Here is a 17,435-nt window from a genome sequence, read left to right on the forward strand (position 1 = left end):
GAAGATCTAAGTCTGGGAATCCAGTTTCCATTCAATTAGTTTCCCCAGCGAGTGGGGACATATAATACTAATTTCTTAGTAGATAAGACTGAGCAGAAAGAGTTTCCATTCAATTAGTTTCCCCAGCGAGTGAGGACTCCTGCATTGTACATCCCATACAGCGCAAAGTGTCCAGAGGCGATTTGTGAGGATCAGGGATTTTTTTGAGAAATCGCACCACTACTCGTCCAGAAAAATAGCTGAAACCCTTTCCCAGTAATGCTGCAAGGCTCGCGACGCAAAAATTGCCTTTGAGCTATTTTACCGCGAGCCTCGCAATACCAGCTAAATAATCGCTGGCTCAGGTGCTTTTGTCACACCTACGCTTTGCGCTTCCGACGGCGAATCAGCACACTCATCACTTGCTTCGGATTAGCTGCACGCTGTACGGGACTCCAATCGCCGACTTCGGCAAATCCCAGGCGGTACAAAGTGAGTATGGTTTCCCTGACACCCTTGGGCGAACCTGTCACCGTTACACAAACCACATCCTGTTCCGATTCTGCTGCTGAGTCGTCATTTGGCCGATCGAATTTGTTGTCGTCAGGCAAGAATTCCTGTGACATAATTATGTTCTCCTGGTTTTGGGTTTTCTAGAAAAACCCAAAAACCCAGCCGCCCCGCTTTTCAAAACATAGCAGGGCGGCTACAGAGAGTGTTATCATACTCCGTTAGCCTCCAGACTGCTGATATCAGTTTGGCGGTTAGCTGTCCATTGCTGTTACCAGCAGCTTTGGGCAGTGCAACTAGATTTTTGGGCGACGCGGGCTACTTCCTCTACAAGCAAAGCAACCTCTAATTTCAAAGCGTAGCCGCAGAGGGGGGCCTGTGTCAATCCATTTGGGATTTGGGATTTGGGAAAGGTGCGTCAGCTTTGAGATTGCTTCACTACCTTCGCAATAACAGAAAATCCTAGTACGTGCATCCAGGATTAACTGGTTCCCAGGCTAGAGCCCATTCGTGACAACTTAACGTCAAACCCAATCACAGACTGCTGTTTGAGTATTAAGCTCAGATCCCCCCTAGCCCCCCTTAAGAAGGGGGGGACAAGATTCCGCTCAAAGTCCCCCTTCTTAAGGGGGATTTAGGGGGATCTAGACTTAGCTAAATGCGAGATTTATCAATGGTTTCAGTCTTAAGTTGTCACCAATGAGCTAGAGCCTGGGAACGAGCAATCGCCTACTTCCTAGGCTTTGCGCTACAGTTATAATATTAAAATCAATTTAAAAAGTGCGATCGACCCCGCTATCATCAGCCCAAAAACTTGCACTCAAGGATAATTATGCTGCACAATCTTCAGCAATCTCACGAACAAGAGATACAGACGATTACTCAAGTTTTGGGAAAAATCACCAACCGCACGGCGGATCAGATTAAACCATTACTAGATGCGATGCTCAAACAGCTAATTGAACCTCAACAACGTCCATTTTATGAAACAGCTACCCCAACAGAATGGTCAATAGCATTTCAAGAATGGGTTGACAGTCATCGTACCCTAAATCTCCCCACTCTTTCAGATGAAGCTATTAGCAGAGAGAGCATTTATGGAGACAGAGGTTAAATGCCGTTTCTCGTAGATACAAACATACTGCTGCGTAGCATCGATACAGCACACCCAATGAATCCTGATGCTGTCAATGCCGTGATTACTCTGCGCGATCGCGGGGAACAACTTTATATCGTACCCCAAAATTTGATCGAGTTTTGGAACGTTTGCACGCGCCCGATCCAGAGAAATGGATTAGGGCGTACTGCAACAGAAGCAGAGGCAGAAATTAATCGCTTAAAACAGCTTTTTCCTCTGTTGTTGGATACCGAAGCAATTTATCAAGAATGGGAGCGACTGGTGATAACGTATAAGGTTATAGGTGTCAATGTTCATGATGCGCGGCTAGTTGCTGCTATGCTAGTTCATGGTTTAACCCATATCCTAACTTTTAACATTGCTGATTTCGCTCGTTATTCACAAATTACGGCTGTTAATCCTCCAACTGTAAAGCCTTGATTAATTGGGAATTTAACATAAATTATACTCCGAGCAAAGAACAGGCAAGATGCCTGTTCCACAAAAAGCTAATTTGATTGTGGGGAGTAGGGGTTGGGCCGAAGATCCCGCCCTTAGATTTTACCGGGTGTTAGCAAAATTAGCTGTTTTGATAAGATCGATCGCACTTCATCCAATCCCATCTCCACATCCGCCAAAATCTCTCCCACAGTCTTCTCTCCTTTACCTTGCCCAGACGGGCTTCCCTCTTTCTCCCCCCCTTGATAAGGGGGGGCTGGGGGGGGTAAACAACCTTGCAAAAACTCAAATTCCGCACTTGACAAATTGACCAATTGGTAATTGCAATCAAACACTTGTTGACTCGGCCAACCGTGCATACAACCACTCAACTCTGGAATTGCAGCCAAAAGTGCCTTATCGTCCGACCAATCAATTTTATTAACAGGCTTTTTGCCCAAGAAAAACTCGTAATGAGTGATTTCCGTATCCAACAATTCAATTAATCGATAAAGCTCCCGTTCCGTCAAACCCTGAGCTCTTTCTATCAATTCCGGCGCTTTCCCCAAAAGTCTTTCTAACTGCCAATATCCCGGATTTGAAAAACCGATAAATTCCAATCCCGAAGCATCAATTAACTCGAACAAAGTCTCGATATTGTAGTCAATTTCCTGCGGGTGAACGTACATATCAGCAAAACATTCGTCTCGCTGATTTTCTCCTGCCCAACGCTGTTTTTCGTACTTGACAAGACGGTTGTTTTCTGGTAAAGAAGCAAAGATTTGACGGCCGACTTTCACACCATCGGGATAGTCACCTTTTTGCGGGCCTTGAAGAAGCGCGATCGCCTTTTGCATGAGTTGAATTTCCCAGCGTCCGAGCTCAGCATACACAAAAATGTGCATCAAACCGCCCTCCGCCAACTTCGCCGCCAGCGCTTGAATGCCCCGGATCGGATCGGGTAAGTGGTGCAGCACGCCGACGCAGTTGATCAAATCAAACTCGCCCTCTAACTCGGCGGCATCGTACAGGCTGAGGTGGCGAAAATCAGCTTCGCGCGCCCCGGATCGCCGACAGCGTTCTTGTGCTACCTTCAAAGCACCCTCGCTCAGGTCGATCGCCGTTACCGAAGCTTCAGGATTGAGGTGAATCAGATAATCGGTACTCGAACCAGTGCCGCAGCCAGCATCTAAAATCCGAACATCTAGTTTTGGCGGCTTTTGGCCAGTGCAAAAATTGTAAGCATCAGGCCAACTCCAACGCCAGTTGTACCCAGGGGGCGGTTCATCTGACAAAGGATCGGGCGGGAAAGGGAAAGTATCGTAAAGCCGCCGCACGGCAGCACTGATATCAGGCGTAGTATCCATAGGTGAGGTAATAGTGCGTGGGTTTTGAGATTGGTTGTCAGTAGCTACGGGGTAACAGCGCTAGGCCATGCACTTCTGTTGCTGCGTTACTGGCAACAAAAGAGTCGCTTCGCGATAGTTGGGCAAGCCTGAAACAGAGGGATCGGGCGATCGACTAACCCCTGGTAGCCAAGCCCTGACAGCTTCTGCGTAATAAAACTTATCATTTTTTCTCATATAAGCTCTCTTAAATCTATACAATAAATCTCGACAGGCTTTTTAACAAATAAGGACTGTCAATAACCCACCGCTGAACTGTCGGGTAAAGCGGAGGCGTCTTTCCGCAGAAAGTCAAAAGCCCCGAAACAGGCAGAAGAAAATTTTTGATTTTCTTTTCCTTTAATTCAAGGCACTGGCTGCAATCGCCCAAAGGCAACTCTCCTGCCGAGTCTTTTTTTCCACGGGTGTACGGGCGGAGCGCAGCGGAGGGAGTACCCCGTGCCTGCCTTCGGATCGGACATTTCCCCGCAGGCAGAAAGATGAAACCAAAACATTTTAATCTAAGAAAGTAAGCGCGCCCGAACCTCGTGACAGGTAAAGGCAAAAAGTAAACAAAGCAAAAATACCTACTTTGACCTGCATCAGAAGGCAAGGTTAGTCTGGTTAAATGCTGCAACTATTTGGATAGGGAGCGAAAGAGTCTAATGACTGTAAAAGCAAGTGGTGGAAGCTCGGTTGCGCGTCCGCAACTATATCAAACTGTACCGGTCGCAACAATTTCGCAAGCAGAACAGCAAGACCGCTTTCTACAGCGGGGCGAACTCAGCGAACTGGCAAGTTATTTCAGTTCCGGGGCTCTTCGGATCGATATCTCTGCGACGCTGACCCAAAACTCGGAACTGATAGTATCCCGCGCAGCTAACCGGATTTTTACCGGCGGTTCCCCGCTGGCATTTTTGGAAAGACCACAAGAACCTGCGATGGCTGTAGCAGGTGCGGCTCGCGGCGGCTCGGCGAATGTCTCTGAAGGCATGAAACTGGGAAATGTCACCTACGTAGAAAGCCGCTCTGGCGGCAACGGCGGTGGCGGCGGCGGTGGTTTCTTGGGGCTGGGAAATCTATTTTCTGGCAACGGTGGCGGCTACAGCGGCCCAATCCCAGCAGGATTTCAGCCGATCAATGTCTCGCGCTACGGCCCGGGCAACATGACCAAATCTCTGCGGGATTTGAGCTGGTTTTTGCGTTACATCACCTACGCGATCGTAGCTGGCGACCCGAACATTATTTCGGTGAACGTGCGCGGATTGCGGGAAATCATCGAAAATGCTTGCTCTTCGGCGGCCACAATTGTGGCAATGCAGGAAATGAAGGCAGCATCTTTGGGATATTTCAGAAACAATGCAGAGGCAAGTGCGATCGTCGGACAGTATTTCGACGTAGCAATTACCGAATTCAAAGCTCCCACACCTTCAGACAAGGTGCGGCAGCGCGAAAGCAACGACCAGCAAGGCTTACAACTGCCTCAAATTTACTTCAACGCAGCCGAGCGACGATCGAAATTCGTCATGAAAACCGGCTTGTCTTCGGCAGAAAAGCTAGAAGTAATCAAAGCAGCTTACCGCCAAGTATTCGAGCGCGACATTAGCCGCGCATACAGCCAAAGCATTTCTGACTTGGAATCCAAGGTCAAAAATGGCGAAATCTCGATGAAAGAGTTTATTCGCCGCCTTGGTAAATCTCCTCTGTACCGTCAGCAATTCTACGAGCCGTTTGTCAACAGCCGTGCTGTAGAATTGGCCGCCCGCCACTTCCTCGGCCGCGGTTTGAGCTCGCGGGAGGAATTTAGCAAGTATTTTGCGATCGTCAGCAAAGGCGGCCTGCCAGCCCTTGTAGACGCGATGGTTTATTCGCAAGAATATTCCGACTACTTCGGCGAAGAAACAGTGCCTTACCTACGCGGTTTGGGCCAAGAAGCTCAGGAGTGTCGCAACTGGGGCCCGCAAATTGATTTGTTCAATTTCAGCGCTCCGTTCCGCAAGGTTCCTCAGTTCATCACCTTGTTTGCCGGCTACAACCAGCCTCTGCCAGACCAGCACGTTTACGGTGTTGGCAATGACCCCTTAGAAATTCAGTTTGGCGCGATTTTCCCGAAAGAAACTCGCAACCCCAAGAGCCGTCCGGCTCCCTTCGGCAAGGACACCCGCCGCATCCTGATCCGTCAAGGTGCAGGTATTGAAAACCAATTGAGCAACCCGGAAGCCCGCGGTAAGGCTCCCGGTTCTCTGGGCCCCAAGGTCTTTAAACTAGACCAGTTGCCGGGTGGCTACGTGTCTCCGAAAAAACTGACGGGCCGCTCTGTTGCAGGCGGTGGCTACAGCAGTGCTTCCAGTGTCAAATTTACCGAAAGCTCCACCCAAGCGGTGATTCGGGCTGCTTACCTGCAAGTGTTTGGTCGCGACGTGTTCGACGGCCAGCGCCAAAAGGTGGCGGAAATTAAGCTGGAAAACGGCGACATTCCGATGCGCGAGTTTATTCGGATGTTGGCGAAGTCTGACGTGTTCCGCAATATGTACTGGAGCAAGCTTTACGTTTGTAAGGCGATCGAGTACATTCACCGCCGACTCCTGGGACGCCCTACCTATGGCCGTCAGGAAATGAATGCTTACTTTGACATTTGCGCTAAGAAGGGTTTCTACGCGCTGGTTGATAGCATCATGGACAGCATGGAGTACAACGAAGCTTTCGGGGAAGATACAGTACCCTACGAGCGCTATGTGACTCCCGGTGGTTTGTCGATGCGGACGATGCGATCGGGTTCCATCGCTGAGCAAAATCTCCAAGCTCAGACGCCCGAAACTCCTCGGTTTATCGAACTCGGTGCAGCAGGCGATCGAGGCGATATCGAGTTGCAAAGTCGGATTGCTCAAGGTGTCAGCAAGCGGCGCGAACAAACTAAGATGTTCAAGCTGACGACTACTTCTGACAAAGTAGCTTTGAAAACTTTAATTCAAGCTGCTTACCGTCAAATTTTTGAACGCGATTTAAATCCCTACGTTGTGAAGAATGAATTCACGGCGCTGGAAAGCAAACTGGGCAACAATGAAATCAATCTCAAGGAGTTCATTGAGGCTTTGGGCTGCTCGTCGCTGTACATCAAACAGTTCTACGCACCTTATCCCAATACTAAGGTGATTGAGTTGGGTACGAAGCACTTCTTGGGCCGTGCTCCCCGCAATCAAGCGGAGATTCGGACTTATAACCAAATCTTGGCAAGTAAAGGGATTAAGGGCTTTATCAACGCGATGTTGAACAGCGTTGAATATGCCGAGGCTTTTGGTGAGGATACTGTTCCTTACCGCCGCTTTCCGACTCTACCGGCTGCTAATTTCCCGAATACTGAAAGACTGTACAACCAGTTGACTAAGCAGAATGGTGAGATTGTGGTTCCGAGTTTTGAGCCTGTGGCTGCTACTGACAGAAGCTAAGAACAAACTGCAAGAAAATTGATTTTGTAGGTTGACAAAAATCCTCCGTTACGGTAATGCTGTAGCGGGGGATTTTTGGTGATGTTACCTTTAACACCTGAAGATGTCTGGATGAAAAAGGCTCACCGCTTTGATCCATCCCTAGCTTCCTTTGGTGGTGATGAAAAGGCTGATCAGGAGTGGCTAGCTACTCAGTCGGAGGAAGCGCAGGCTGAATCGAAATCGGCAACGGAGTGGCTCAAGACTCAAGAAAAACAGCCGGCTGAGGTGTAGTAAAAGAAAAGACATTCACAAAGAAGATAACGACAATGATCGCAAACAGAAGTGAGGACAAGTCAATAGACCTAAGTTCACAAAGGTTCTATCATGGCACTAAGGCAAATCTGAAGCAGGGAGACCTGATTGAACCCGGCTTTAATTCAAACTACGGTAAGAGGAAGAAGGCATCCTATGTCTATCTAACCGCCACCTTGGATGCTGCTATTTGGGGAGCTGAACTTGCCTTGGGCGAAGGGCCAGACAGAATTTATATAGTAGAGCCGACTGGTCCGATAGAAGATGACCCCAATTTGACGGACAAGAAGTTCCCTGGAAACCCAACAAAGTCATACCGTTCTCGGAATCCGCTACGGGTCTCTGGTGAGGTTACAGATTGGCAGGGACACACTCCAGAACAGCTCAAAGCCATGAAGGAGCATCTTGAGCGGCTTAAGCAACTTGGTATTGAGGCAATCGAGGATTGAGCAAAAATGTGAAAATAAAGTCGCAATTCACTTTTACCCGCGAGGGAATTAAAACTTTATAGACTTATTGAAATTTGCAAAATTCTAACATCCGTTTGATTTTTGGTAACTGTCTTTCCGATTTCCGAAAAGCCAGCCAGATGCGATTAGCAACAGCCTGTGCAGGTTTGAGGACAAGTGTCAAGCGATTTTCTTTTACCGAATTTGCACACAAGTAGTCGGGAAAAACGCTATTTGGCTGCCCAACGATTCAGAAATTTACCTCGAATAGCAGTTGACATTCAATATCCGATCAAGTAAGTTTTTGAGTAGCAATTACAAGGTTTAGTTTTCCTGCTTTGAGTAGTTGTATTAACTCGGGCGTTAACCCAAATTGCACGGTGTAAAAAGTGCGATCGTCCTGCGGTAATTGACTGAGAATTCGTTCGGTAAAAAATTCTTGGGGCGTACCGATTATGATGGTTTGCGGAGTTTGGGCTGTTGAGTTTTTGTGGGGAAGTGATGCAAGTTTCTCGATCGCACCAGCAATTTAAGTATACAGTATTTGTCCCGCTTCCGTGGGAACCATCCGCCTCGGAGTCTTTTGAAACAAGGGATTTCCCCAAATCTGACTCTAGGGCTGCGACGTGTTGGCTAACAGCCGGTTGCGTGAGTTGGAGGACTCGGGTGGCACCGATACAATTCCTAGGCGGTAAACCTCAATAAAGCTAAAGCTGCGATACCGTGGAAAGTTAATCATATAGCAGAAGGAAGAAGGAATAAGGAATAAGGGAAAGCAATTCCCCGCAATGGTTTCAGGAATAAAGAACGCGGTAATAACCTTGGCGGTTGCTATAAAGAGATTTATATTTACCCAATAATTTGATAATTTGTATTCTAGATAAATTCGGTCTAGGATGAAAACAACAGGCACAAAAACATTCGCAAAAGGAATAAACTATGACTAGCCAAAAAGTTCTGATTGTTTTAACCAGCCACGATACACTGGGCGACACTGGTAAAGAAACGGGTTTTTATCTCGCAGAGGTGACTCATCCATTGGACGCATTTACTCAGGCGGGATTAGCGGTAGATTTTGTCAGTCCCAAAGGCGGCAAAGCTCCAATGGTTGGAGTTGATTTAGAAGACCCGCTAAATAAGGCTTTTTTAGACGATTCAAAGCAGGTTTTTCGAGTTGAAAATACGCTCAATCCCGCACAAATTGATTCCGCAGAATACAGCGCTATTTTCTATGCTGGCGGACACGGGACGATGTGGGATTTTCCCGATCATCAAGAACTCGCTGAGATTGCTGCTGCTATTTACGAAGCAGGCGGCATTGTGGGTGCTGTCTGTCACGGGCCGGCCGGGTTAGTCAATATTAAGTTATCTGATGGCGAATATTTGGTTGCTAACAAGACTGTGGCTGCTTTTACTAATGAAGAGGAAGCTGCGGTGGGACTGACTGAAATAGTGCCGTTTTTGCTGGAGTCGAAATTAATTGAACGCGGGGCTAATTTTACGAAAGTTCCTAATTTTCAGGCTCATGTTGTTGCCAGCGACAGGCTCGTCACAGGCCAAAACCCCGCTTCCGCAGCAGGTGTCGGTCACAAAATGGTAGAATTGATCGAAAATAAGTAAATCGAACAAAATATCACACAGAGAAACCCAGTTGCTTAAAAAACACCTTCGCGCGTAAGTCAAAATGCTCTAAAAAAGTAGGTTGGGTTGAGGTATTCGTACCCAACCTATTCTGAAAATAGCGAAGGTATGATTTTAAAAATCTGGTTTCGGGATACCTAATTACTACCTGTTTTTGTTTGTTCGGTTAACCGTACTCAAATAGCCACTTTAATCTGAGAACATTACTGCTAAATTTTCGTCTGCGATGTCGATGAAGTCGCGATCGCTGTACGAAGATAAGTTACTTAGTTATGGGTTTTAGTGAAGTGGATTTATTCCCAGCAGGCAAAAATTAAGTATAATTTTGGAGTGCTAGTTTAGGGAGGTATCGAGATATTGAACGCGCCATAAAACATCAGAATAACTTGGGAATGTGTGCTGATTATTACCATATCTAAACGAATAAGCTGTTAGGGCATAATGTAGTTGTGAGCGAACAGGGTATGGAACTAAATTTACAGAAATTTTATAGCGCCTGCAATCCCAGCTACACCCTGGCAGTAGCAAATCAACAAGACCGACAATACTATATCGATTTCTCTTCAGTGCGGGGCGGCACAATTGTAGAACAATTGGAGCGCACCATCAGCCGTCTGTCCCCCGATGCACCTACGTGTCAATTATTCACCGGTCACATCGGCTCTGGTAAATCAACAGAATTGCTGCGGCTGCAAGCTCAATTGCACCAACAAGGATTTCATGTTGTTTACTTTGAGTCGAGTAAAGACTTAGACATGGCAGATGTAGATATCACTGACATTTTGTTGAGCGTTGCTCGTCAGGTGAGCGAAAGCATTGAGAAAATGAAAATCAAGCTGCAACCGACGGGTTTTAAAGCTTTGCTCAAAGGAGTTGCTGATGTTTTTCAAACTCAAATAGACTTGAGCGCTGAAGCTAATTTCCCTGGTTTTGGGGAAATAAATGCCAGCACGGAGGGAGAATTTTCTCTGGCGTTGGGAATTGGCAAAATTACTGCTAAGGCGAAAGATGCTCCGAATCTGCGATCGGAGTTAAGGCAATATTTGGAGCCGCGAACTAACGTAATTTTAGATGCACTGAATAAGGAGTTGCTAGAACCGGCTAATCAAGAACTGAAACGCCAGGGAAAACAGGGACTTGTGGTAATTATCGACAATCTCGATCGCATACACCTGTGCGCGAAACCGACGGGGCGGCTTCAGCCGGAATATTTGTTTGTCGATCGCGGCGAACAGTTGGCAAGACTAAATTGCCACGTCGTGTATACAATTCCTTTGGTGCTGATTTTCTCTAACGATTTGGGCCAGTTGACCAATCGGTTTGGGGTTGATCCGAAGGTTTTGCCGATGGTGCCGGTGCAGTTGAGCGACGGTTCTGAGTGCTCTGAGGGTGTCGAATTGCTGCGGCAGATGGTTCTGGCGCGGGCTTTTCCGACGGTGCACCCTTCGCAGCGCTATGCTTTGGTAGGCAAAGTTTTTGACTCTGCAGAAACTCTCGATCGCCTGTGTCGAGTCAGCGGTGGTCATGTCCGCAACTTGCTGCAACTACTGTATGGCTGTCTGCAGAAACAAGACCCTCCTCTGTCGCGGGAAACTTTGGAAAATGTGATCGTCCAGCGCCGCCACCAGCTTACTTTGGCGATCGAACCTGATGAGTGGCAATTGCTGCGCCAAGTATCCGCTACCAAAACTGTGAGTGGGGAAACTAAATACCAAATATTGCTGCGGAGTCTCTGGGTGTTTGAATACCGTTACGGCGAAGATTATTGGTTTGATGTCAATCCGATTTTGGCTGACGCCAAAGAGTTTCGGCAAACAGTTGAGAGTTGACAGTTGACAGTTGACGGTTGACAGTTGATCGGGCAATGCTGTTGACGGTTGACTGTTGACTGTTGACTTTTGTTAGTTTTCCTAGCACATCCTGCTACAATAACGCCCTTATTCTTTAGTTCGCTAGAAGTGAACTTCGTTTGACCGAAGAGCGATTTCAACCATCAACAGTCAACCGTCAACAGTCAACCGTCAACAGTCAACCGTCAACAGTCAACACTCCACTAACAAAAATGATTAAAGGCACTACTAAACTGTTGGGAGTAATTGGTCATCCCGTCGAACATTCTTTGTCGCCGGCGATGCACAATGCTGCTATTTCCCACTTGGGAGTCGATTTTGTTTACTTGCCGTTTCCGGTAAAACCAGGGGATTTAAAAGCTGCTCTTGCAGGATTTGCGGCGATCGGCGTTCGGGGATTTAGCATCACGATTCCGCACAAACAAGCAATCTTACCGCTGTTGTCGGAAGTTTCCCCGATCGCCCGATCGATCGGCGCAGTCAATACCGTATACCTGACTGACAAAGGTTGGTGCGGCACAAATACTGACGTTGAAGGCTTTCTCGCGCCGCTGCAAACCCCCCCAACCCCCCCTTACCAAGGGGGGGCTAAAGACGCGACCTCTCCCTTAGAAACGGGCAATACGGCTGTTGAATCCTGTCCCCCCCCTTACCAAGGGGGGGCTAGGGGGGGTTCCGAAGAAACGGGCAATACGGCTGTGGAATCCTGTCCCCCCCCTTACCAAGGGGGGGCTAGGGGGGGTTCCGATTGGAGTCAGAAAGTAGCGGTAATTTTGGGGAATGGCGGGGCGGCGAGGGCTGTTGTGGCTGGATGCGCTCAATTGGGATGTGCAGAGATTCACGTTGTCGGCCGCAGCGAACAAAATTTAGCGGAATTTCAGCAGAGTTGGGTCAATTCTCCGATGCCCGTGCAGAATTTGCAGGTGCATACTTGGGATAATTTGTCAATGTTAATTTCGCAGGCAGATTTGCTGGTGAACACGACGCCTGTGGGGATGTATCCGCAGGGGGAAAAGTCGCCGGTTGCGGTTGGTGAGATCGATCGAATTTCCGCAGGTGCGATCGTCTATGATTTAATTTACACCCCTAATCCTACCCAGTTTCTCAAAGATGCACAGATTCGGGGAGCGCGAGCTATTGACGGACTCGAAATGCTAGTTCAACAAGGAGCGGCCGCCTTAAAAATTTGGCTGGATCAAGAATCCGTCCCAGTTGATGTGATGCGCCAAGCCTTGCGCCAGCATTTAGGTCTAGATTAATGCCATTTCTTCAAAAAGTAGCTGTAGTTTTCAGAATTCATATAAGTAGGAATTTGAGGCTGAATTCGCGCTAAGCTGAAAATTAAAATATACTTGCCCCGCCATTTATGAAATTTCGAGCTATCAGCCTTTTTTTTGCTACTTGCCTAATCGGAATTTTTAGTTTGGTATTCACTCCACCTGCTTGGGCTCTGACCCCGATTAAACTTTCCGACCTTTCTTATCGCGAATGTCCGGCAGAAATGGGAGAAGGAACAGTCACCAGCGGCAGTTCTATGGAAGCTACCTGCTTTTTGATTACTGGGAAAGCTGAAAATAGCAGCGGCAAACCAGTTGTCAATGCCGATATTTTCGGCCGCATTTATGATGCTGACGACAATCCGGTGATGCAAAACCGGACTCGCTTGGGTTCTATAGAAGAAGTTCCTCCCGGAGTTAGCGATTTTCAGCTCAGAATTTCGGTTGCCGCCAATCAACGAACACCTTTGAAGCTCAAGCAATTTAAAGCTACAGGTTTTACTGGCGTGGTTCGCCGCTAACAAAACTCTTGGAGATTTTAGATTGGTGATTTGAGATTTTGGGTTGGCTGCCTGTGAAATTGCGATGCAGTTTTCGATTTTAGATTGGTGATTTGAGATTTGAGATTGTTGAGTGGGTGGCAATTTCTCATTTCTAATGTAAGACTAACTCCCCAGCTTTTCAACCGGGGAGTAAATCTAAAAATGTCAAATCTAAAATTTAGTTGCGGGCAGGTAAGTCGGCCAAACAATTTACGCTCGATGCTTAAAAACTTAAGCTTTTCAAACTACAAAGATGTTTGCAAGCTGGTCAAAAGACCGATCAAGAATTCCGAGCCGAACTGAAGTACAAAAAACGCAATCAGTGGCGAAAAGTCAATCCCTCCCAAGGGGGGGATAATCGAGCGGAATAGATTGAGGTAAGGGTCTGTTAACTGACTCAAAATCGAAAAGGGGGGGTCGTACCAATTGATATTGGGGAACCAGCTTAACAGCACTCTAAAAATCATCAGGACTAGATAGATTTGCAGAAATGTGGACAGCGTGGTTGCCAAAAGGGCTATTGAAGAACTCATAAATTTTGCTTCTAGTTTGAGTAAAGTTTACAGACACTTTAACTGTGAGTTTAGCATAGCTGGGGGAGTCAGAGAGGATGGAGAGGGGGAGAGGGGGAGACCAAGAGCGTTTTTGTTGTTCCTTGTTCCTTCTGTCTCCCCCTTTTAGCTGGAAAGATGAAGAGAGAAATGTGCGACAGTTGACCGATCGCCCGCATTGATCTGCCCGACTAATCTAAAATTTTAAATGGATTCAGGAGTCTGGGGCGATAGAACCCTCGCTACCGGGCGCCGGTGCGTTGCCGTTTACGTCGCCGAGTTGCAGCCGCACGTCATCTATTGCCTGATTTAGCTGGGCAATTTTATCTTCTAAACTCAGCCTTGCTACTTCCATCCCTTCGGCTTCGAGTTGGCTGGCTTTCCTCTGGCGGATTTTTCTGGTTTTTGCGTCTGAAGGTTCACTCAGCAAAGCTTCAGCAGCGCGCCGCGACAGCACCGCGCCCAAAACTGCACCCACCAAGCCGCCAACGGCAGCTCCGGCAATAAATCCCCCTGTAAAACCCTCTCGATTACTCATAGCTCAACTCAACTGCGCGATATTTCCTTGATTTGTTTATTTTGACACTCTCCCGGTGAGAAACCGGGAGATTGTTAGTTGTCAGGTGTTGCAAAATTTGAGGAGGATGGTTGTGGGGTGTCCCGCCTGCTGTGAAAATACACGCCTTCGGGATCAGGGGCCCATCCCCCAAAACCATCAAAATCATCCCGCAATTATGCAACACCGTCAGGTAAGGCGAGAATTCCGACTTCAGAGTTAAAGCGGATCATTTCCAAAGATCGATCGCCATACAAATCTTCAATGTGTTCCAAGCAGCACTCGATCGCGAAATCGTTCAATTCAGTCGGCTCAACGCCGTACATTTCCTGAAACACCTCTGAGTCTACCCGACAAAAGCGCGGGCGATCGGCATAAATTCCGCATTCTCTGGTGGTTTTGTCAAAATTGATACACCAACCGTCATCTCCGACTAAGCTCAAATAGACCGCTAATTCGTCTTCAGATAAATACTCGTCTAAGTCTGGGCGCTCTGTTGGGTCGAGGTAACAACAAGCACCGCACTGCTTTACGCAACGCCAAGTAGCCATAGTTTGATTTTAGATTTTAGATTTTAGATTTTAGATTTTAGATTCGGAGCATTATGTGGAAAATGCCAAACTTTAGGAGACTAGAGCTCTTCAAGTATATCAATTGCCAGCGCCGGAGGCGGATATCCCGAAGGGGCGGTTCGATTTGAGCTTTGAGATTTTAGATTTGAGATTTGGGGGACTTTCCGGGAAGGGGCATCAAGTCCCTGGTTTCCTGTGACTGAGAGGTCGATCGTAGTTTACATTTTGTTGAATTTTGTAAAGTTCCTTAAAAAATAGGGTCGATCGCCCGGTAAAATCAGAAGCGGATTTTCTAATTCAACAATCTAGACTTAATCACTACAGTCAGGAGGACAAATGGACTTTATAACCGATCTTTTCAGTGGTCTGGGTGGTGTAGACTACCAACTCATTGTTCAGGTAGCTTTACTCGCAGCCGTCGTGCTTTCTGGCCCGATCGTGATTTTTCTCTTGGCAGCTAAAGGCGGCGACCTGTAATTATAGCACGCTCCGGGGCGATCGAGAGTTGGGAGTTTTGAGTTTTAAATTATGCAAAATTCACAACGCTCGATCGCCAATTTTCCCTGCTGCACGAGCTTTCCGATCAAATAGCGAGTTATCAAATACCCAGGGCGTGTTTAGCAGTTTGAATCAAATTCTCAAAAAAAGGTAGAGATACATCGACTTCTCTAGCATCTTTGCGGGAGTTGCCTAACAAACCGATGTTTTGTCCGGGTGCAACAGCCAAAACTTGTCCTTGAGAGTTGCGAATTCTCAATTCCTCGATCGAGCCTGCAGGAGACAGACTGCAAGAATAAGTGCGATCGCAATAATCAAACTCAACTTTTCCGAACCTCGGTGGCCTGGAAGTAGCAGCATTTGCCGGTAGCCGAACGCCCAACAATTCTAACTCAACCGATGTCTTGCCATTAAAACTATTTTCCCGCAATCGGTAAGCAATATCAACCCGCCGAGGCAAAGGAAAATATTCGCCCCAACGCCAAGCAATCGCCTTCACACTAGCCGATACATTTCCATCTTGAGTTGCAGTTAGTTTAACGTGACCTCCTTTACCAACAATTTTCTGTTCAGTTATGCAAACATTAGGCGTCCAAAATACAGGAGCCTTATTTTCAATCCCGCAAGGTTCCAGAGCATCAATTTGTCGGTAAAGGTCAAGATTAATCTCAGCCAAATCTGCTCGCACATCAACTGAAACCAGCGGTTTTAGATGTTCCGGCTGCAAACATTGATTAGCAAAAATTGACAGTTGATTGCGGAATTGTTCGAGATTATCAGCCGGCATCGAAAAACCGCCAGCCGCTTTGTGTCCGCCAAATTTAGTTAATAAATCCGCGCAAAAATTCAGCCCGTCAAATACATTAAACTCAGGAATTCCCCTCGCCGAACCCCGGACAATTTTATGGGCGACCGTCCCTACAGCCTCGTTTTCGCCAGCCTCATCCTCAAAAGTACCGATAAAAACGGGTACGCCGTAGCGTTCCACCAACCGAGAAGCTACAATCCCGATCACCCCGTGGTGCCAACCCGGTTGCACGACAACTAAAACTCGTTCTTGCTGCAAATCGAGATCACTTTCCTCGCACCAAGCAATGGCTTCCTGCTCAATTTCCTGGCACAATTCCTGCCTGCGCTGATTGATTTGTTCGCACTGCATCGCGTTTTTGAGAGCCAATTCGCGATCGTCCGTAGTCAGCAACTCTATCACAATTTGAGGATCAGCCAGCCGCCCCACAGCATTGATCCGGGGCCCAAGCCTAAAACCAATATCTTCAGGCTTTAAGGAATTATTAGTTTTATTTTGCGAGTTGAGAAGTGAGGGACTTTCCCCACTTCCCGGCTGCACTCCCGCCACCTGAATCAAAGCCTGAATACCCGCCAATTGGGAGTGAGGCAACAGCCGTAAACCCCGCTTTACCCAACGCCGATTCACTCCAGTCAAAGGCGCTAAATCCGCAATAGTTCCTAAAGTAAATAACTCCAGCAGCGGATTCACCAATCCCCCAACTTTCTGCATATCCTGAGCCAAAGTAATCGCCAAAACATAAGCAACACCTACGCCAGCCAAACCGCGATAAGGCGAAGATTCTGCAATTAATTTCGGGTTGAGAATAGCATCTGCCGGGGGCAGTTTTGGCGGCAAATCGTGGTGGTCTGTAATAATAACTTTGACACCGAGTTCTCGCGCTCTAGCAACCGGGCCGTAGGCTGCAATTCCGTTGTCAACTGTGAGAATGAGAGCGACACCTTCCGAGTGAAATTCTTCTACAATGCGATCGTTAATCCCATAACCTTCTCGCATCCGGCTGGGAATAGCATAATCCACATTCGCCCCCAGCAGCCTCAGAGCGCGTAGCAACAAAGCCGTGCTCGTCATCCCGTCAGCATCGTAGTCGCCGCAAATCGCAATTTTTTGCCCTCCTGAAATCGCCTCCCGCAACAGTTTGACACTCGCAGCCAAATCGGGAAACTCATCGGTTGGCGCGGGCAAAATCAGAGATTCCGGTTCGATAAACCCTTGCACTTCTTTAACCGAATCGATGCCCCGGTTAATCAGTACCTGTGCCAGCAAGGGCGACAAACCGATTTCTGCGGCAAACTGTTCGGCTTGCTGCGTTTGAGGCGAATAAATTTGCCACCGTTGGTTTGGCAATCGGTGAAAATGCGGGGGTACAGATGTCGGTAGCTCTTGCACGGAAGCTGAGGTTTAAATATACATAGTTAATCTTACCTAATTAAGTGCATCAGTCCATCAATTTTAGATTTTAGATTTTAGATTTTAGATTGATGCTGATGAGTTTTTTGGGTAAAATCCAAAGGTTGTTTGT

The 17,435-nt window shown here is 47.4% G+C and carries 19 protein-coding genes and 1 CRISPR repeat array (1 of these 20 running past the window's edge); of the genes, 11 read left to right on the forward strand and 8 right to left on the reverse strand.

Translation table 11 applies throughout. The features are described 5' to 3' along the window. Window positions 1-136: a CRISPR direct-repeat array (repeat unit 34 nt; unit sequence TTTCCATTCAATTAGTTTCCCCAGCGAGTGGGGA); it begins 496 nt to the left of the window's first position. A 223-nt stretch (window positions 137-359) separates the two neighbouring features. Then, window positions 360-605, reverse strand: a complete 246-nt coding sequence (locus tag QUA43_RS10655) for a hypothetical protein (protein WP_333244187.1) — start codon at window positions 603-605, stop codon at window positions 360-362. Window positions 606-694: 89 nt separating this feature from the next. Here QUA43_RS10655 and QUA43_RS10660 point away from each other — a divergent pair, with 89 nt between their 5' ends. The 3 genes from QUA43_RS10660 (at window position 695) to QUA43_RS10670 (ending at window position 2,047) form a co-directional block, all read left to right on the forward strand. Then, on the forward strand, window positions 695-838 hold the full coding sequence (locus QUA43_RS10660) for a hypothetical protein (RefSeq protein WP_333373675.1): 144 nt from the start codon (window positions 695-697) through the stop codon (window positions 836-838). Between the two features lie 483 nt (window positions 839-1,321). Further along, a complete protein-coding gene (locus tag QUA43_RS10665) occupies window positions 1,322-1,603 on the forward strand; it encodes a hypothetical protein (protein ID WP_333201940.1) in 282 nt (93 codons plus the stop codon). Further along, window positions 1,604-2,047: a type II toxin-antitoxin system VapC family toxin gene (locus QUA43_RS10670; RefSeq protein ID WP_106147866.1), complete on the forward strand. Its 444-nt coding sequence runs from the start codon at window positions 1,604-1,606 to the stop codon at window positions 2,045-2,047. A 113-nt stretch (window positions 2,048-2,160) separates the two neighbouring features. Here the strand turns inward: QUA43_RS10670 and QUA43_RS10675 are convergent, their stop codons facing one another. Both QUA43_RS10675 and QUA43_RS10680 read right to left on the reverse strand, forming a co-directional pair. Next, on the reverse strand, window positions 2,161-3,411 hold the full coding sequence (locus tag QUA43_RS10675; RefSeq protein WP_333373679.1) for a class I SAM-dependent methyltransferase: 1,251 nt from the start codon (window positions 3,409-3,411) through the stop codon (window positions 2,161-2,163). Between the two features lie 60 nt (window positions 3,412-3,471). After that, window positions 3,472-3,627: a hypothetical protein gene (locus tag QUA43_RS10680; protein WP_333373682.1), complete on the reverse strand. Its 156-nt coding sequence runs from the start codon at window positions 3,625-3,627 to the stop codon at window positions 3,472-3,474. A 467-nt stretch (window positions 3,628-4,094) separates the two neighbouring features. Between QUA43_RS10680 and QUA43_RS10685 the strand changes: the two genes are divergently transcribed. The 3 genes from QUA43_RS10685 (at window position 4,095) to arr (ending at window position 7,618) form a co-directional block, all read left to right on the forward strand. Further along, window positions 4,095-6,875, forward strand: a complete 2,781-nt coding sequence (locus QUA43_RS10685; RefSeq protein ID WP_333373684.1) for a phycobilisome rod-core linker polypeptide — start codon at window positions 4,095-4,097, stop codon at window positions 6,873-6,875. 81 nt (window positions 6,876-6,956) lie between these two features. Beyond that, on the forward strand, window positions 6,957-7,148 hold the full coding sequence (locus QUA43_RS10690; RefSeq protein WP_333373687.1) for a hypothetical protein: 192 nt from the start codon (window positions 6,957-6,959) through the stop codon (window positions 7,146-7,148). A gap of 35 nt (window positions 7,149-7,183) precedes the next feature. Continuing rightward, window positions 7,184-7,618 (forward strand): NAD(+)--rifampin ADP-ribosyltransferase, encoded by a 435-nt coding sequence (arr, locus tag QUA43_RS10695; protein ID WP_333373688.1) that lies wholly within the window; start codon window positions 7,184-7,186, stop codon window positions 7,616-7,618. 281 nt (window positions 7,619-7,899) lie between these two features. Here arr and QUA43_RS30825 read toward each other — a convergent pair whose 3' ends face one another. Then, complete coding sequence (locus QUA43_RS30825; RefSeq protein ID WP_445301961.1) at window positions 7,900-8,295, reverse strand: helix-turn-helix domain-containing protein; 396 nt, start codon at window positions 8,293-8,295, stop codon at window positions 7,900-7,902. A 262-nt stretch (window positions 8,296-8,557) separates the two neighbouring features. Between QUA43_RS30825 and QUA43_RS10700 the strand changes: the two genes are divergently transcribed. The 4 genes from QUA43_RS10700 to QUA43_RS10715 all read left to right on the forward strand — a co-directional run bounded on the left by QUA43_RS10700 (window position 8,558) and on the right by QUA43_RS10715 (window position 12,907). Next, window positions 8,558-9,238, forward strand: coding sequence for a type 1 glutamine amidotransferase domain-containing protein (locus QUA43_RS10700; RefSeq protein ID WP_333373690.1), 681 nt, complete (start codon window positions 8,558-8,560; stop codon window positions 9,236-9,238). A 485-nt stretch (window positions 9,239-9,723) separates the two neighbouring features. Beyond that, window positions 9,724-11,088, forward strand: coding sequence for a P-loop NTPase fold protein (locus QUA43_RS10705; protein ID WP_333373692.1), 1,365 nt, complete (start codon window positions 9,724-9,726; stop codon window positions 11,086-11,088). A 233-nt stretch (window positions 11,089-11,321) separates the two neighbouring features. Then, on the forward strand, window positions 11,322-12,368 hold the full coding sequence (locus QUA43_RS10710) for a shikimate dehydrogenase (protein WP_333373803.1): 1,047 nt from the start codon (window positions 11,322-11,324) through the stop codon (window positions 12,366-12,368). Window positions 12,369-12,475: 107 nt separating this feature from the next. Continuing rightward, complete coding sequence (locus QUA43_RS10715; RefSeq protein WP_333373694.1) at window positions 12,476-12,907, forward strand: hypothetical protein; 432 nt, start codon at window positions 12,476-12,478, stop codon at window positions 12,905-12,907. Between the two features lie 266 nt (window positions 12,908-13,173). On the opposite strand, the gene QUA43_RS10720 is transcribed toward QUA43_RS10715, so the two are convergent. The 3 genes from QUA43_RS10720 to QUA43_RS10730 all read right to left on the reverse strand — a co-directional run bounded on the left by QUA43_RS10720 (window position 13,174) and on the right by QUA43_RS10730 (window position 14,586). Further along, a complete protein-coding gene (locus QUA43_RS10720; RefSeq protein WP_333077786.1) occupies window positions 13,174-13,461 on the reverse strand; it encodes a YggT family protein in 288 nt (95 codons plus the stop codon). A 232-nt stretch (window positions 13,462-13,693) separates the two neighbouring features. Beyond that, window positions 13,694-14,017 (reverse strand): hypothetical protein, encoded by a 324-nt coding sequence (locus QUA43_RS10725; RefSeq protein ID WP_333373696.1) that lies wholly within the window; start codon window positions 14,015-14,017, stop codon window positions 13,694-13,696. Window positions 14,018-14,211: 194 nt separating this feature from the next. Next, window positions 14,212-14,586 (reverse strand): YkgJ family cysteine cluster protein, encoded by a 375-nt coding sequence (locus tag QUA43_RS10730; protein WP_333211071.1) that lies wholly within the window; start codon window positions 14,584-14,586, stop codon window positions 14,212-14,214. A 357-nt stretch (window positions 14,587-14,943) separates the two neighbouring features. On the opposite strand from QUA43_RS10730, the gene psb30 reads away from it, so the two are divergent. After that, window positions 14,944-15,084, forward strand: coding sequence for a photosystem II reaction center protein Ycf12/Psb30 (gene psb30 / locus QUA43_RS10735; RefSeq protein ID WP_015175616.1), 141 nt, complete (start codon window positions 14,944-14,946; stop codon window positions 15,082-15,084). Window positions 15,085-15,205: 121 nt separating this feature from the next. Here the strand turns inward: psb30 and recJ are convergent, their stop codons facing one another. Next, window positions 15,206-17,302: a single-stranded-DNA-specific exonuclease RecJ gene (gene recJ / locus QUA43_RS10740; protein WP_333373700.1), complete on the reverse strand. Its 2,097-nt coding sequence runs from the start codon at window positions 17,300-17,302 to the stop codon at window positions 15,206-15,208. Window positions 17,303-17,435 lie beyond the last annotated feature (133 nt).

The organism is Microcoleus sp. N9_B4, assembly GCF_036701635.1.
Taxonomy (GTDB): domain Bacteria; phylum Cyanobacteriota; class Cyanobacteriia; order Cyanobacteriales; family Microcoleaceae; genus Microcoleus.